Below are 14,186 nucleotides of genomic sequence, written 5' to 3' on the forward strand. Positions count from 1 at the left end.
CTACTTCTTCTTGCCGCGCTTCTCGCGCACGCGCACCGAGATGTGGATCGGCGTGCCCTCGAAGCCGAACTCCTCGCGCAGGCGGCGCTCGATGAAGCGCCGGTAGCCGTGCTCGATGAAGCCGGAGGCGAAGAGCACGAACCGCGGCGGCTTGGAGGCGGCCTGCGTGCCGAACAGGATGCGGGGCTGCTTGCCGCCGCGCACCGGGTGCGGGTGGGAGGCGACGAGCTCGCCGAGGAAGGCGTTGAGCCGGCCCGTCGGGATGCGTGTCTCCCAGCCCTCCAGGGCCGTCTCGATCGCGGGGACCAGCTTCTCCATGTGCCGGCCGGTGCGCGCCGAGACGTTCACCCGGGGCGCCCAGGCGACCTGGCCGAGCTCGGTCTCGATCTCGCGCTCCAGGTAGTAGCGGCGCTCCTCGTCGAGGGTGTCCCACTTGTTGAACGCGAGGACGATCGCGCGGCCCGCCTCGACCGCCATCGTGACGATCCGCTGGTCCTGGATGGAGATCGACTCGGAGGCGTCGATCAGGATGACCGCGACCTCCGCCTTCTCCACGGCGGCGGCGGTGCGCAGCGAGGCGTAGTAGTCGGCGCCCTGCTGGAGGTGGACGCGCTTGCGGATGCCCGCCGTGTCGACGAACTTCCAGGTGACGCCGCCGAGCTCGATCAGCTCGTCGACCGGGTCGCGGGTGGTGCCCGCCAGCTCGTTGACGACGACGCGGTCCTCGTCGGCCACCTTGTTCAGAAGCGACGACTTACCCACGTTCGGGCGGCCGATCAGGGCGATCCGGCGCGGACCGCCGAGACCCGCGCCGCCGAAGCTCTGCTGCGGGGCCTCCGGCAGCGCCTCCAGGACGGCGTCCAGCATGTCGCCGGTGCCGCGGCCGTGCAGCGAGGAGACCGGGTGCGGCTCGCCGATGCCGAGGGACCACAGGTACGAGGCGTCGGCCTCGCCGCTCGGGCCGTCGACCTTGTTGGCGCAGAGCACGACGGGCTTGTTGGCCTTGCGCAGCAGGCGCACGACGGCCTCGTCGGTGTCGGTGACGCCGACCTTGGCGTCGACGACGAAGACGACGGCGTCGGAGGCCTCGATCGCGTACTCGGCCTGCGCGGCCACGGACGCGTCGATGCCGAGGACGTCCTGCTCCCAGCCGCCGGTGTCGACGACCTTGAAACGGCGGCCCGCCCATTCGGCCTCGTAGGTGACGCGGTCGCGGGTGACGCCCGGCTTGTCCTCGACGACGGCCTCGCGGCGGCCGATGATGCGGTTCACCAGGGTCGACTTGCCGACATTCGGGCGGCCGACGACGGCGAGGACCGGGAGCGGGCCGTGGCCCGCGGCGTCGAGCGCGCCCTCGACGTCCTCGAGGTCGAAGCCCTCCTCCGCGGCGAGCTCCATGAACTCCGCGTACTCAGCGTCGCCCAGCTCCCCGTGCTCGTGTTCCGGGGAGCCCTCGGGCTGGATCTGGTCGTTCATGAAGTCCGTACCTCGTCGTTCATTCGTGGTGATCGGTGCGCCCGCCTCGTGTCAGGAAAGCCGCACTACTGAAAGTCTCGCTCAGCGCCCGGTCAGGCGCCTGGCGTTGTCCAGGTGGCCGCTGAGCCGCTCCTGGATGCGCACGGTGGCCTCGTCGAGGGCCTTGCGCGTACGCCGCCCGCTGCCGTCGCCCGCCTCGAAGGGGTCGCCGAAGACGACGTCGACCCGGCTCCTGAGCGGGGGCAGCTTCTTTATCAACCGTCCGGACCGCTCCGTGCTTCCCAGGACGGCGACCGGGACGATCGGTGCCCCGCTGCGCACCGCGAAGTACGAGAGTCCGGCCCGCAGCGACGCGAAGTCGCCCTCGCCGCGCGTGCCCTCCGGGAAGATGCCGAGGACGCCGCCCTGCTTCAGCACGTCGAGCGCCCTCGTGATGGCCGTGCGGTCCGCGCTCGTGCGGTCGACCTTCACCTGCCCGATCCCGTCGAGGAAGGGCCCGAGCGGTCCGACGAACGCCTCCTGCTTGATCAGGAAGTGCGTCGGACGCGGGGCGACGCCCATGACCATGGGTCCGTCGATGTTGTGGGAGTGGTTCACCGCGAGGATCACCGGGCCGGTCGCCGGGACCCGCCAGGATCCCAGGACCCGCGGCTTCCACAGCCCGTACATGAGGCCGACGCCGATGCGCCGACCGACCTCGGCGCCCCGCTCGGAAGGCGCTTGGGTCACTTCGAGTCCCGCTTCTCCTCGACGAGGGTGACGACGCACTCGATGACCTGCTGCAGCGTGAGGTCGCTCGTGTCGACCTCGACGGCGTCCCCGGCCTTGGCCAGCGGCGACGTCTTGCGGCTCGAGTCGGCCTTGTCGCGGGCGACGAGGGCCTCCTGCGTGGCCTTCACGTCGGAGCCCTTGAGCTCGCCGGAGCGGCGGGCGGCGCGGGCCTCGGGCGAGGCGGTGAGGAAGATCTTCAGGTCGGCGTCGGGCAGCACGGTCGTACCGATGTCACGGCCCTCGACGACGATGCCCTTCTCGGCGCCGAGTGCGATGGTGCGCTGCAGCTCGGTGATCCGGGCGCGCACCTCGGGGACGGCGCTGACGGCGCTGACCTTGGAGGTGACCTCGGTGGTGCGGATCGGGGCGGACACGTCCGTGCCGTCCACCGTGATGGTGGGGGCGGCCGGGTCGGTGCCGGAGACGATGTCGGCCTTGCCGGCGACGGCGGCGATCGCGGACGGGTCGTCCAGCTCGATGCCGTTGTTCACCATCCACCAGGTGATCGCCCGGTACTGGGCGCCGGTGTCCAGGTAGCTGAGGCCGAGCTGCGCGGCGACGGCCTTGGAGGTGCTCGACTTGCCCGTGCCGGAGGGTCCGTCGATGGCGACGATCACTGCTGCGGCGGCGGTCGCGGCGGTTTCCATAGGTGACGGACACCTTTCTCAGTGCACGGGGGCATGGGTACGGGGCGCGGAAGCGCCCCGCACAAGGTTACTGGCTCCGGAAGACCCCTTCTTACGTGCCTCCGACGGCCCCGCTACTGGCGCATCGCCCAGCCGCGCTCGCGCAGCGCCGCGGCCAGCTTCGGCGCCTGCGCCGGCTGCACCATGAGCTGTACGAATCCGGCCTGCTGCCCGGTCGCGTGCTCGATCCGCACGTCCTCGATGTTCACGCCGGCCGCGCCCGCGTCGGCGAAGATCCGCGCCAGCTCGCCCGGCTGGTCGGAGATGAGGACGGCCACGATCTCGTACGCCGCCGGGGCCGCGCCGTGCTTGCCGGGGACCCGGGACTGGCCCGCGTTGCCCCGCCGCAGCATCGTCTCGACGCCGTCCGCGCCCTCGCGGCGCTTGGCGTCGTCGGAGGACTGGAGGGAGCGCAGCGCCTGCACCGTCTCCTCCAGGTCGCCCGCGACGGCGGAGAGCAGGTCGGCGACGGGGCCCGGGTTCGCGGAGAGGATGTCGATCCACATCCGCGGGTCGGAGGCGGCGATCCGCGTCACGTCACGGATGCCCTGCCCACAGAGGCGTACGGCGGCCTCCTCGGCGTTCTCCAGGCGGGCCGCGACCATGCTGGAGACCAGGTGCGGCATGTGCGAGACGAGGGCGACGGCCCGGTCGTGGGCGTCGGAGTCCATGACGACGGGGACGGCCCGGCACAGGGCGACCAGTTCCAGGCCGAGGTTGAGGACCTCGGTGTCCGTGTCGCGGGTCGGGGTCAGCACCCACGGCCGGCCCTCGAAGAGGTCGGCGTTGGCGGCGAGGGGGCCGCTGCGCTCACGGCCGGACATCGGGTGCGTGCCGATGTACGGGGTGAGGTCGAGGCCCAGCTCCTCCAGCTCGCGGCGCGGGCCGCCCTTGACGCTGGCGACGTCGATGTAGGCGCGGGCGAGGCCCCGGCGCATCGCGTCGGCGAGCTGTTCGGCGACGTGCGCGGGCGGCACCGCCACGATGCACAGGTCGACCGGCCCCTCGGGCGCCTCGTCGGTCCCGGCGCCGAGCGCGGCGGCGGTGCGGGCCTGCCCGGGGTCGTGGTCGGCGAGGTGCACGGTGACGCCGCGCGAGGCCAGGGCCAGGGCGGCGGAGGTGCCGATCAGGCCGGTGCCGATGACGAGTGCGGTTCTCACTGTGCGATGTCCTTGCGGAGGGTGGCCGCGGCGCCGAGGTAGACGTGCGCGACCTCGGCCTTGGTCCGCTCGGTCTCGATGTGCGCGAGGACCCGGACGACGCGCGGCAGGGCGCCCTCGATGTCGAGTTCCTGCGCGCAGATCAGGGGCACGTCGACGATGCCGAGCTTGCGGGCGGCGGCCGCCGGGAAGTCGGAGTGCAGATCGGGGGTGGCCGTGAACCAGATGGAGATCAGGTCGTCGGCGGTCAGCTCGTTGCGCTCAAGGACGGCGGTGAGCAGCTCGCTCACCTGCTCGTCCATGTGCCCGGCCTCGTCCCGATCGAGTTGGACGGCGCCCCGGACCGCTCGTACCGCCACGTCACTGCCCCTTTTCCACGTACACGAGATTGGATAGGAGACCAGCGTAATCAAGGCGGCGGACGCGGGTGCGCGGCGCCCGTCTGCCGAGACGGGTCAGAGCTTCTGCTGCTTGATACGGGTCAGAGCTTCTGCTGCTTGATCAGGTCCTCCAGGGAGCCGGACGACGGCACCTGGCCCTCGGGGGTGAGCTTGTCGACGACCTGCGGCAGTTCCCGCGCCACCTGCTCGGCCGCCTCGTCGCGGCTGACGCCCGCCTCCGCGGCGACCCTGTCGAGGGTCTCGTCGGGCACCGCCTGCTTGACCCGGTCGGGGCTGAGCGTCTGGTTGTCGCCCGTGCCGACCCACGAGTCGAGCTGGCCCTTGTCGACCAGGCCCGAGTTCGTGATCATCTCGAGCAGACCGCCCAGCGGACTCGACCCGGCGCCCGTCCCGCCACCGGAACCCGTCGCGCCGCCGCCGAGGAGGCCGCCCAGGAGCGAGCCGAGGATGTTGCCGCCGCCGGAGCCGCCGCTCTGGCCGCCTCCGCCGAGGAGACCGCCGAGCAGACCGCCCAGATCGTTACCGGCCATGGTCACGCGCCTTTCGGGACATTCACCTGCGAGGAAACCGGACCACCTCAATGTCGCCCGAACCGCCCCCTGTCGCCACCCGGCCGGAGCTGCTTGCATGGAGGCCGTACCGCTGCCGCCTCGGGGGGAGGCCCGGTCATGAAGCGCTCGGGCCCGCTGTTCACCTTGCTCGCCGGACTGGTCCTCGGCCTGTTCATGCTGTCGCTCAACGCGACGACGGGCGAGGGCACTTCGTCGTACGAGGAGGCTCCCGCGGCGAAGGTCACGCCGTCCGCCTCCGCGTCGCCTTCGAAGTCCCCGGAGCCCTCGAAATCCTCGAAGTCCTCGGAGCCTTCGGAGGCGAGCCCGACGCGGACGGCCCGCGCCAAGACCAGCTACGCGGGCCGCACCGACGACGACACGTCCGCGATCTCCATCTCCGTACGCGGCGACAAGGCGATCGCCTACTTCTGCGACGGCCGCTCCAAGGAGTCGTGGCTGAAGGGGAACGTGGAGGACGACGGCGCCATGAAGCTGTCCGGCAAGCACGGCGCGAAGCTGGAAGGCCGGCTCGCGGGCGACCGGGTGCGCGGCACCACGACCATCGACAAGCACCCCTACGGCTTCACGGCGAAGAAGGCCGTCAAGCCGTCCGGCCTGTACCGGGCGACCACCGAGGTGCGCGGCGCGAAGATCGACGGCGGCTGGATCGTGCTGCCCGACGGCCGCCAGGTGGGCATCGTGCGCCGCGACGACAAGCCGTCCGCCGCGCCGCGCATCGACCCGGAGTCGGGCGCGGTCACGGTCGACGGCGACCGGCTGACGGCCCGCCCGGTGACTCCGTGACCGCGTGACCTGCTGAGAGGGTTTTCGATGACCGTCGACCCGAACGCCGCGACCCAGGACTTCCCGAGTCCCGACCACCGCCGCCCGTCCGCGGCCCGCTATCTGGTCCCCGCGCTCGTGGCGGCGGTGGTGGCGGTGGCGCTCGGCGCGTACGGCAAGGTGCACGACCCCGCGGGCACGGCGTTCAACCTCGCCGGCTTCTCCGGCACGAGCGCGGTGAAGTCCTGGCTGGGGACGGCGGCCTTCGCCTTCGCGCTGGTCCAGATCGTCTCGGCGTTCATGGTGTACGGGAAGCTGCGCGGCCCGTCCTGGGCGCCCGCGCTGCACCGCTGGTCGGGCCGGGTCGCGTTCCTGCTCGCGGTGCCCGTGGCAGTGCACTGCCTCTACGCGCTCGGCTACCAGACGTACTCGACCCGCGTCCTGTGGCACTCGTTCCTCGGCTGCTTCTTCTTCGGGGCGTTCAGCGCCAAGATGCTGCTGCTGCGGGTGGAACGGCTGCCGGGCTGGCTGCTGCCGGTGGTGGGCGGTCTTGCGTTCGCGGTCCTGACGCTGCTGTGGTTGACGTCGGCACTGTGGTTCTTCCGGACGGTGGGAGTGACGACATGAGGCGCACCGCTTCGCGCAGGAGCGTCCTCGTCGCGGGCACGGCGGCGCTGGCGGCGGGCTGCAGCAAGTACGGGGACGAGAGCGGCGGGGGCGACGGGGGCGAGAAGACCGCCACATCGGCTGCCTCCCCCGCCCCCTCCGAGCCGACCGGCGACGGGTCCGAGAACCCGCCCCCGGCCAAGGAGCTGACGAAGACCTCCGCCGTCCCGGTCGGCGGCGGCAAGGTCTTCCCCGACGACAAGGTCGTGGTGACCCAGCCGGCCGAGGGCGACTTCAAGGCCTTCTCGGCGGTCTGCACGCACCAGGGCTGCTCGGTCAAGGACGTCTCCGGCGGCACCATCAACTGCCCGTGCCACGGCTCGAAGTTCAAGATCGAAGACGCCTCGGTGGCGGGCGGCCCGGCGCCGGGCCCGCTGGAGGCCCGGCAGATCAAGGTCACCGGAAACTCGATCACGCTCGCCTGACGTCTGCGCCTACGCTCACCCCATGAACGGGGAACACCTGGTGCGCGACCACACCATCTACGCCTGTGTCATGGGCTCGCGCGCCTTCGGCCTGGCCACGGACACGAGCGATACGGACCTCCGGGGCGTGTACCTGGCCCCGACGCCGCTGTTCTGGCGCTTCGAGAAGCCACCGACGCACGTCGACGGCCCGGCGGACGAACAGTTCTCCTGGGAGCTGGAGCGCTTCTGCGAACTGGCGCTGCGCGCCAACCCGAACGTCCTGGAGTGCCTGCACTCCCCGCTGGTCGAGCAGGTCACGGACACGGGCCGCGAACTCCTGTCCCTGCGCGAGGCGTTCCTCTCGCGCAGGGCGCACGAGACGTTCGCCCGCTACGCGGCGGGCCAGCGCAGGAAGCTGGAAGCGGACGTCCGCACCCACGGCGCCCCGCGCTGGAAGCACGCGATGCACCTGCTGCGTCTCCTGAGCTCCTGCCGCGACCTGCTGCGCACCGGGAAACTGACGATCGACGTGGGCCCGGACCGCGAACCGCTGCTCGCGGTGAAGCGCGGCGAGGTGTCCTGGCCGGAGGTGGACCGCCGGATGACGCGCCTGACGGCCGAGGTCGAGGAGGCGGCGCCCCGCACGCCCCTCCCCCAGGAGCCGGACCGCGCCCGAGTGGAGGACTTCCTGATCCGCACGCGCCGCGCCTCCGCCGCGCTCAGCCCGTGACCACCGCGTCCCACCGCGCCCCGAACCCCAGCAGCTCCTCCCGGTGCTCGATGCGGTCGGTCCACTCCTCGGGCCACGCGTCGGCGCCGAGGTGCGCCCCAGCGAAGGCCCCGGCGAGGGCCGCGATCGAGTCCGAGTCGCCGGAGGTGCAGGCGGCGCGGCGCAGCGCCAGGACCGGTTCGTCGACGAAGAGGAGGAAGCTCAGCAGGGCCGTGGCCAGGGCCTCCTCCGCGATCCAGCCGGCGCCCGTGGCGAGGCACGGGTCGGTCTCGGGGGACGGCTGACGCAGCGCCTCCCGCAGCCGGTCGAGGACGGTCAGGCACTCGTCCCAGCCGAGCGCGATGAACCGCTGCGGCGTCGGCTCCGCGCCGCGCCGCCACAGGTCGCCGAGCCAGGCCTCGTGGTACGTCTCCCGGTTCTCGTACGCGTAGGAGCGGAGCCGGCCGACCAGGCCCGTCGGCTCCGCGCCCGCGGCGAGGAGGCGTACAGCGTGCGCGGTGAGGTCGGCGGCGGCGAGGCCGGTGGGGTGGCCGTGGGTGAGGCCCGCCTGCAACTGGGCGGCGCCCGCGCGCTGTTCGTCGCTCAGCCCGGGGACGAGCCCCAGCGGCGTGACACGCATATTGGCGCCGCAGCCCTTGGAGTGGATCTGGCTGGCCTCCTGCCAGGGCCGGCTCGCGGTCTTCAGGAGGGCGCACGCGCGCAGGCAGGTGTTGCCGGGAGCGCGGTTGTTGTCGGGCGACTCGTACCAGTCGACGAACTCCTCGCGCAGCGGGCGCTCGAACCGCTCCGGCGTGAGGGGCCCGGTCCTGTGCAGCGCCCGCGCCACGGCGAGCGCCATCTGCGTGTCGTCGGTGATGTACGCGACGGGGTGGCCCGGCAGCTCCATCTCCCGCCAGGGCCCGTGCTTGTCGAGGATGGCGGGTACGTCGCTGAACTCGGTCGGGTAGCCGAGCGCGTCCCCGAGGGCGAGGCCGAGCAGCGATCCGGTGGCGGGACTCTTCGTCATCGGCGGGACCTCTCCGAGGGCTCGTGCGCGGGGCGCAGCAGCGGCGGGTGCAAGGACGTGGCGTCGCCGGCCCGGTACAGCGCCGCGGGCTTGCCGCGCCCGCCGGTGAGCCGGGACGCGCCGGGGATCTGCTCGACGAAGCCGGGCGTCGCGAGCACCTTGCGGCGGAAGTTCGCCGGGTCGAGGTCGGTCCCCCACACCACCTCGTAGACCTGCCGCAGCTCGCCGAGGGTGAACTCGGGCGGGCAGAACGCGGTGGCCAGGCAGGTGTACTCCAGCTTCCCGCCGATCCGGATCTGGGCGTCGGCGAGGATCCGGTCGTGGTCGAAGGCGAGCGGGCCCTGGGTCCCGTACGGCAGCCAGGCGGCCCGCGCCGCGTCCCCGCCGCCGTGCGCCTGCGGGGCGTCGGGCACGAGCGCGGCGAACGCGACGGACACCACCCGCATCCGCGGATCGCGCCCCGGTTCGCTGTACGTGCGCAGCTGTTCCAGATGCAGCCCGGCGACGTCGGCGAGCCCGGTCTCCTCGGCGAGTTCGCGGCGCGCCGCCGCCTCCGCGGACTCGTGCGGCTCCAGGAACCCGCCGGGCAGCGCCCAGCGCCCCGCGTACGGCTCGTGGCCGCGCTCGACGAGCAGGATGTGCAGCCGTCCCGACCGGAGCGTGAACACGGCCAGGTCGACGGTGACGGCGAAGGGCTCGTAGGCGTACTTGTCGTAGCCCGCCACGGTGCCGTTGTCGGACATGCGAGGACCCCCTCCCTTTATGGTCCAACAGACCTTAAAGGGAGGGGGTCGCCGCACACAAGACCCGCGCAGGCGCGACCTACAGGTCGACCTCCTGCATCAGCATGCCGACCTCGGTGTTCGAGAGGCGTCGCAGCCAGCCCGACTTCTGGTCGCCCAGCGTGATCGGGCCGAAGGCGACCCGCACCAGCTTGTCGACCGGGAAGCCGGCCTCGGCCAGCATCCGCCGCACGATGTGCTTGCGGCCCTCGTGCAGGGTGACCTCGACCAGGTAGTTCTTGCCGGTCTGCTCGACGATGCGGAAGTGGTCCGCTCGCGCGTACCCGTCCTCCAGCTCGATGCCGTCCTTGAGCCGCTTGCCCAGGTCGCGCGGGATCGGGCCCACGAGGTGCGCGAGGTAGACCTTCTTCACGCCGTACTTCGGGTGCGTGAGGCGGTGCGCCAGCTCACCGTGGTTGGTGAGCAGGATGACGCCCTCGGTCTCCGTGTCGAGCCGTCCCACGTGGAAAAGGCGCGTCTCACGGTTGTTCGTGTAGTCGCCGAGGCACTGCCGCCCCTCGTTGTCCTCCATGGTGGAGACGACGCCGACCGGCTTGTTCAGCGCGAAGAACTGGTACGACTGCGTGGCCACGGTCAGGCCGTCGACCTTGATCTCGTCCTTCTCCGTGTCGACACGGAGACCCTGCTCCATGACGATCTCGCCGTTGACCTCGACACGGGCCTCGTCGACCAGCTCCTCGCAGGCGCGCCGCGAGCCGTAACCGGCACGGGCCAGCACCTTCTGGAGCCGCTCGCCCTCCTGCTCGGCGCCGGGGAACGTCTTCGGGAGCTTGACGTCCTTCTTGCCCGCGTACCGCTCGCGGTTGCGCTCCTCGGTCCGCGTCTCGTACTCGCGCGAACGCGAGGGAGCCGTGCGGCCCCTTCCCGCCTGCCCGCCCGACTGCTGCTGCCCGCGCTTGGGGCCGCCCTTGGCGCCGCCGCGCGCGGAGGCGCCACGGCCCGCCTTCGGACCGTCCTTCGTGGCGTTCGGGCCTACGTCGTAGAGGCGCTCCTCGGGACGCGGCCGCTTCGGGCGAGCGGGCCTGTCGTCCCGCTTGTCGTCACGCCTGTCGTCACGCTTGTCGTCGCGGTAGCCACCGCCACCGCGCCTGTCGTCGCGGTTGTTGCCGGCGCCGCGCTGGTTGCCGCGGCCCCCGCTGTTCCCGCCGCGGCCGCTGCTGTTGCCACCACGGCTCCCGCCGTTGTTTCCGCTGCTGTTCCTGCCGCTGCTGCTTCGCATCAGATTTCCGTTAGTCGTGTACGTCGACACCCGGCGCATCGGGTGCGTCCGGGTCGAACGACGGAACGCCTTCCTGCGTATCGCCCTCGATCGCGTCCGCCTCGGGGAGGAAGGGCGCGAGTTCCGGCAGCTCGTCCAGGCCGCGCAGGCCCATCCGCTCCAGGAAATAGTTCGTCGTCCTGTACAGGATCGCACCTGTTTCGGGTTCCGCGCCCGCCTCCTCCACCAGACCCCGCTGCAACAGGGTCCTCATGACCCCGTCACAGTTCACTCCGCGCACCGCGGAGACCCGGGAACGGCTGACCGGCTGCCGGTACGCGACGACGGCGAGGGTCTCCAGGGCCGCCTGGGTGAGCCTCGCCACCTGCCCGTCCAGGACGAAGCCCTCGACGGCGGCCGCGTACTCGGGCCGGGTGTAGAAGCGCCAGCCGCCCGCCACGAGCCGCAGCTCGAAGCCGCGGCCCTGCGTGCGGTACTCGTCGGCCAGCTCCCGCAGCGCGTCGCTCACGGCCCTCCTGGGCCGCTGCAGGATCTTGGCCAGATGCTCCTCGGTGGCGGGCTCGTCGACCACCATGAGCACGGCTTCCAGGGCGGGCTTGAGGTCGAGCACCGCCACGCCACCGGGGTCGAGCTCGCTCATCGGGCAGCCTCCTTCTGCTCGGGGTCCGCGGCGGCCCCGGGCGCGTCGGGCACCTCGGGCGCCCTGTCGAACTCGTCCGTCACCACGGGCTCGGCGTCGGCGTCGCCCCCGGTCCAGCGCACCATCAGCTCACCCAGCGGAGTCTCCTGGTCGAGCCCGACGGCCTTCTCGCGGTACAGCTCCAGCAGGGCCAGGAACCGGGCGACGACGGTGAGCGTGTCGTCGGTGTCGGCGACGAGCTCCCGGAACGGGGCCTCACCGACCTCCTTGAGCCGGGCGACGACGAGCTGCGCCTGCTCCTGCACGCTCACCAGCGGCGCGTGAATGTGCTCGACGTACACCTGCGGCTCGGGCTTCGGCTGCATCGCCTTCACGGCCAGCTTCGCGAACCCCTCGGCGCCGATGTTGATGACGACGTCGGGCAGCAGCTCGGCGTGGTGCGGCTCCAGGCCCACGGTCCGCGGGTACCGCCGCGCCTCGTCGTCCATCCGCTCGCTGAAGATGTCGGCGATCCGCTTGTACGCGCGGTACTGCAGCAGCCGCGCGAAGAGCAGGTCCCGCGCCTCCAGGAGGGCCAGGTCCGCCTCGTCCTCCACCTCGGCGGCGGGCAGCAGGCGGGCGGCCTTCAGATCGAGCAGCGTCGCGGCGACGACGAGGAACTCCGTCGTCTGGTCGAGGTCCCAGTCCGGCCCCATGGCCCGGATGTGGGCCATGAACTCGTCGGTGACCTTGGAGAGCGCGACCTCGGTGACGTCGAGCTTGTGCTTGGAGATGAGCTGCAGCAGAAGATCGAACGGCCCCTCGAAATTATCGAGCCGAACCGTGAACTTCCCGTCGTCGACCTCGGCAGACTCACCGCCGGCGCCAACCTCGCCCTCCGGCACTTCTGCCTGGGCTTCCCCACCCACTTCGGGCGCCGCCGCCTCCGCTTCGGCCGCCTCCGCCTTGGGCAATCTGCCGCCTTGGGCGGCAGGGTGGGCAAGGCGGCCCCCGGTTCCGGCCGAGGATTGCGACGGCTCCGGCTCCGGCTCGGAGAGCGCACCACGCCCGAGCGCACGCCGACGACCGCCCGGCGGCGGCATCGGAGGACCAGAGGATTCGTTGACGGACATCAACCCAGGACGCTACCCGCCCAGCGGCTAGCGCCCCCGCAGCCGACGTACAAGAATGCTCGCGTCCCCACGGGACTCCAGATCGGCCAGGACCACGGCGACCGCCTCACGCACGATCCGCCCCCGGTCGACCGCGAGCCCGTGCTCACCGCGCAGCACGAGCCGCGCGTGCTCGAGGTCCATCAGCTCCTCGGCGGAGACGTACACGGTGATCTTCTCGTCGTGCCGCTCACGCCCGCTGGGCCGCCGATTCGCCGCCCGCGACCGCTTCCGCGCCGCCGCGGACGACCCACGCCCACCGGAACCTTCCTGCGCCCCGCCGGAGGCCTTGCGTCCGGCCTTCTCCGCGCCCTCCGCGGCAGCGCCCCGGGTGCGCGACCCGGCGTCCGACTCGGCCTCGGCCGCGGAGTGCTCACCGGACGCGGAGGAGGCCGGAGCCGCCTCCGCTTCGCCGTCGGAGGCGGCCGCCTCGTCGCTCTCCCCGGCGGGCGAGGGAACCCGCGCCTCGCCGTTCGCCGAGCGTCTCGGCGACGACGCCTGCAGCCCCATGCCCCCGGTCGTACGGAACAGTTCGTCGGCCCCCGGCAGACTCACTCGGCGTGACACCGGGCGAGCACCTCCCTGGCAAGCTGGCGATAGGCCGCGGCACCGACCGAGTTCGAGGCGTACGTGGTGATCGGCTCACCGGCGACCGTGGTCTCCGGGAAGCGAACGGTTCTGCCGATCACCGTGTGGTAGACGTTGTTGTCGAACGCCTCCACGACGCGCGCGAGCACCTCACGGCTGTGCACGGTCCGCGAGTCGTACATCGTGGCGAGGATCCCGTCGAGCTCCAGGTCCGGGTTGAGCCGCTCCTGGACCTTCTCGATCGTCTCGGTCAGCAGGGCGACACCACGCAGCGCGAAGAACTCGCACTCCAGCGGCACGATCACCTTGTGAGCGGCCGTCAGCGCGTTCACGGTCAGCAGGCCGAGCGAGGGCTGACAGTCGATCACGATGTAGTCGTAGTCGGCCATCAGCGGCTTGAGCGCCCGCTGCAGCGTGGACTCGCGCGCCACCTCGCTGACCAACTGCACCTCGGCAGCGGACAAGTCGATATTGCTGGGGAGCAGGTCCATGTTCGGAACCGCGGTCTTCAGCAGGACCTCGTCCGCGGCCATGCCCCGCTCCATGAGCAGGTTGTAGACCGTGAGGTCGAGCTCCATCGGGTTCACGCCGAGGCCGACCGACAGGGCACCCTGCGGGTCGAAGTCGACGAGCAGGACCCGGCGGCCGTACTCGGCGAGCGCGGCACCCAGGTTGATGGTCGACGTGGTCTTGCCGACGCCGCCCTTCTGGTTGCACATCGCGATGATCTTCGCCGGGCCGTGATCGGTCAGCGGTCCTGGGATCGGGAAGTACGGCAACGGACGCCCGGTGGGACCGACGCGCTCGCGGCGCTGGCGGGCAGCGTCGGGGGCGAGCGTGGCCGCGTACTCGGGGTCGGGCTCGTACTCGGCGTCGGGGTCGTAGAACGACCCCTCGGGCAGGGTGTCGTAGTCGGCGAAGTGGCTTTGTGTGTCGCCACTTCGGTCGCCGGCCATGGCGTTCACGTGATGGCCATCCATGCTCTGGTCTGCTGTCTGCGTCGGCGTCTGCTGGGGGATGCCCTGATAACTGCTCTGATGGGCAGCGAAGGTACGCACAGCGACGGGGCCGACAGCCTGAAGCCCCGCGGGAACCTGTCCGCCTGGCTGGCCACCCCCGGGAGTAAATGTCGACTCATTCACAAGTCG

Annotated in this window: 17 protein-coding genes; 4 read left to right on the forward strand and 13 right to left on the reverse strand. The window is 71.7% G+C overall.

What is annotated here, in order from left to right; translation table 11 throughout:
- The 6 genes from der to ACFV9W_RS26190 all read right to left on the reverse strand — a co-directional run bounded on the left by der (position 1) and on the right by ACFV9W_RS26190 (position 5,024).
- Positions 1-1,476: a ribosome biogenesis GTPase Der gene (gene der, locus ACFV9W_RS26165; RefSeq protein WP_385765043.1), complete on the reverse strand. Its 1,476-nt coding sequence runs from the start codon at positions 1,474-1,476 to the stop codon at positions 1-3.
- Between the two features lie 81 nt (positions 1,477-1,557).
- Positions 1,558-2,205: a lysophospholipid acyltransferase family protein gene (locus ACFV9W_RS26170; protein ID WP_385765045.1), complete on the reverse strand. Its 648-nt coding sequence runs from the start codon at positions 2,203-2,205 to the stop codon at positions 1,558-1,560.
- Positions 2,202-2,894 carry a (d)CMP kinase gene (gene cmk, locus ACFV9W_RS26175; protein ID WP_385765047.1) on the reverse strand — a complete coding sequence of 231 codons (693 nt, stop codon included), beginning with the start codon at positions 2,892-2,894 and terminating at the stop codon, positions 2,202-2,204. Before cmk ends, ACFV9W_RS26170 begins: the two co-directional genes overlap by 4 nt.
- Before the next feature lie 113 nt (positions 2,895-3,007).
- Positions 3,008-4,093 (reverse strand): prephenate dehydrogenase, encoded by a 1,086-nt coding sequence (locus ACFV9W_RS26180; RefSeq protein ID WP_385765049.1) that lies wholly within the window; start codon positions 4,091-4,093, stop codon positions 3,008-3,010.
- Positions 4,090-4,452, reverse strand: coding sequence for a chorismate mutase (gene aroH / locus ACFV9W_RS26185; protein ID WP_385765051.1), 363 nt, complete (start codon positions 4,450-4,452; stop codon positions 4,090-4,092). The genes ACFV9W_RS26180 and aroH overlap by 4 nt, the downstream gene beginning before the upstream one ends.
- Before the next feature lie 122 nt (positions 4,453-4,574).
- On the reverse strand, positions 4,575-5,024 hold the full coding sequence (locus tag ACFV9W_RS26190; protein WP_385765052.1) for a YidB family protein: 450 nt from the start codon (positions 5,022-5,024) through the stop codon (positions 4,575-4,577).
- A gap of 138 nt (positions 5,025-5,162) precedes the next feature.
- On the opposite strand from ACFV9W_RS26190, the gene ACFV9W_RS26195 reads away from it, so the two are divergent.
- From ACFV9W_RS26195 to ACFV9W_RS26210, 4 genes are read left to right on the forward strand one after another with little or no spacing between them, the layout of a single operon-like run.
- A complete protein-coding gene (locus ACFV9W_RS26195) occupies positions 5,163-5,849 on the forward strand; it encodes a hypothetical protein (protein ID WP_385765054.1) in 687 nt (228 codons plus the stop codon).
- 27 nt (positions 5,850-5,876) lie between these two features.
- Entirely contained in the window at positions 5,877-6,455 is a 579-nt protein-coding gene (locus tag ACFV9W_RS26200; protein WP_385765056.1) for a DUF6529 family protein, read from the forward strand.
- On the forward strand, positions 6,452-6,919 hold the full coding sequence (locus ACFV9W_RS26205) for a Rieske (2Fe-2S) protein (RefSeq protein WP_385765059.1): 468 nt from the start codon (positions 6,452-6,454) through the stop codon (positions 6,917-6,919). Before ACFV9W_RS26200 ends, ACFV9W_RS26205 begins: the two co-directional genes overlap by 4 nt.
- A gap of 22 nt (positions 6,920-6,941) precedes the next feature.
- Positions 6,942-7,631 (forward strand): DNA polymerase beta superfamily protein, encoded by a 690-nt coding sequence (locus ACFV9W_RS26210; RefSeq protein ID WP_385765061.1) that lies wholly within the window; start codon positions 6,942-6,944, stop codon positions 7,629-7,631.
- Here the strand turns inward: ACFV9W_RS26210 and ACFV9W_RS26215 are convergent.
- The 7 genes from ACFV9W_RS26215 to ACFV9W_RS26245 all read right to left on the reverse strand — a co-directional run bounded on the left by ACFV9W_RS26215 (position 7,621) and on the right by ACFV9W_RS26245 (position 14,180).
- Positions 7,621-8,637 (reverse strand): ADP-ribosylglycohydrolase family protein, encoded by a 1,017-nt coding sequence (locus tag ACFV9W_RS26215; protein WP_385765063.1) that lies wholly within the window; start codon positions 8,635-8,637, stop codon positions 7,621-7,623. The genes ACFV9W_RS26210 and ACFV9W_RS26215 overlap by 11 nt on opposite strands.
- Positions 8,634-9,380: an NUDIX domain-containing protein gene (locus ACFV9W_RS26220; RefSeq protein ID WP_385765065.1), complete on the reverse strand. Its 747-nt coding sequence runs from the start codon at positions 9,378-9,380 to the stop codon at positions 8,634-8,636. The genes ACFV9W_RS26215 and ACFV9W_RS26220 overlap by 4 nt, the downstream gene beginning before the upstream one ends.
- A gap of 79 nt (positions 9,381-9,459) precedes the next feature.
- Complete coding sequence (locus ACFV9W_RS26225; RefSeq protein WP_385765067.1) at positions 9,460-10,659, reverse strand: pseudouridine synthase; 1,200 nt, start codon at positions 10,657-10,659, stop codon at positions 9,460-9,462.
- Positions 10,660-10,669: 10 nt separating this feature from the next.
- Positions 10,670-11,299: an SMC-Scp complex subunit ScpB gene (scpB, locus tag ACFV9W_RS26230; protein ID WP_385765069.1), complete on the reverse strand. Its 630-nt coding sequence runs from the start codon at positions 11,297-11,299 to the stop codon at positions 10,670-10,672.
- Positions 11,296-12,411 carry a segregation and condensation protein A gene (locus ACFV9W_RS26235; protein WP_385765071.1) on the reverse strand — a complete coding sequence of 372 codons (1,116 nt, stop codon included), beginning with the start codon at positions 12,409-12,411 and terminating at the stop codon, positions 11,296-11,298. Before ACFV9W_RS26235 ends, scpB begins: the two co-directional genes overlap by 4 nt.
- A gap of 27 nt (positions 12,412-12,438) precedes the next feature.
- Positions 12,439-13,017: a hypothetical protein gene (locus ACFV9W_RS26240; protein ID WP_385765073.1), complete on the reverse strand. Its 579-nt coding sequence runs from the start codon at positions 13,015-13,017 to the stop codon at positions 12,439-12,441.
- Positions 13,002-14,180, reverse strand: a complete 1,179-nt coding sequence (locus ACFV9W_RS26245) for a ParA family protein (protein WP_385765075.1) — start codon at positions 14,178-14,180, stop codon at positions 13,002-13,004. The genes ACFV9W_RS26240 and ACFV9W_RS26245 overlap by 16 nt, the downstream gene beginning before the upstream one ends.
- Positions 14,181-14,186: the final 6 nt, after the last annotated feature.

This window comes from Streptomyces sp. NPDC059897, from assembly GCF_042730865.1.
Lineage (GTDB): Bacteria > Actinomycetota > Actinomycetes > Streptomycetales > Streptomycetaceae > Streptomyces.

What these genes read in the sequence shown, in the direction of transcription:
- scpB (WP_385765069.1), bottom strand. Translation starts at nt 11,299, where the DNA reads ATGAGCGAGCTCGACCCCGGTGGCGTGGCGGTGCTCGACCTCAAGCCC.
- ACFV9W_RS26215 (WP_385765063.1), bottom strand. Translation starts at nt 8,637, where the DNA reads ATGACGAAGAGTCCCGCCACCGGATCGCTGCTCGGCCTCGCCCTCGGG.
- ACFV9W_RS26200 (WP_385765056.1), top strand. Translation starts at nt 5,877, where the DNA reads ATGACCGTCGACCCGAACGCCGCGACCCAGGACTTCCCGAGTCCCGAC.
- ACFV9W_RS26225 (WP_385765067.1), bottom strand. Translation starts at nt 10,659, where the DNA reads ATGCGAAGCAGCAGCGGCAGGAACAGCAGCGGAAACAACGGCGGGAGC.
- der (WP_385765043.1), bottom strand. Translation starts at nt 1,476, where the DNA reads ATGAACGACCAGATCCAGCCCGAGGGCTCCCCGGAACACGAGCACGGG.
- cmk (WP_385765047.1), bottom strand. Translation starts at nt 2,894, where the DNA reads ATGGAAACCGCCGCGACCGCCGCCGCAGCAGTGATCGTCGCCATCGAC.
- ACFV9W_RS26220 (WP_385765065.1), bottom strand. Translation starts at nt 9,380, where the DNA reads ATGTCCGACAACGGCACCGTGGCGGGCTACGACAAGTACGCCTACGAG.
- ACFV9W_RS26190 (WP_385765052.1), bottom strand. Translation starts at nt 5,024, where the DNA reads ATGGCCGGTAACGATCTGGGCGGTCTGCTCGGCGGTCTCCTCGGCGGA.
- ACFV9W_RS26235 (WP_385765071.1), bottom strand. Translation starts at nt 12,411, where the DNA reads ATGTCCGTCAACGAATCCTCTGGTCCTCCGATGCCGCCGCCGGGCGGT.
- ACFV9W_RS26205 (WP_385765059.1), top strand. Translation starts at nt 6,452, where the DNA reads ATGAGGCGCACCGCTTCGCGCAGGAGCGTCCTCGTCGCGGGCACGGCG.
- ACFV9W_RS26195 (WP_385765054.1), top strand. Translation starts at nt 5,163, where the DNA reads ATGAAGCGCTCGGGCCCGCTGTTCACCTTGCTCGCCGGACTGGTCCTC.
- ACFV9W_RS26210 (WP_385765061.1), top strand. Translation starts at nt 6,942, where the DNA reads ATGAACGGGGAACACCTGGTGCGCGACCACACCATCTACGCCTGTGTC.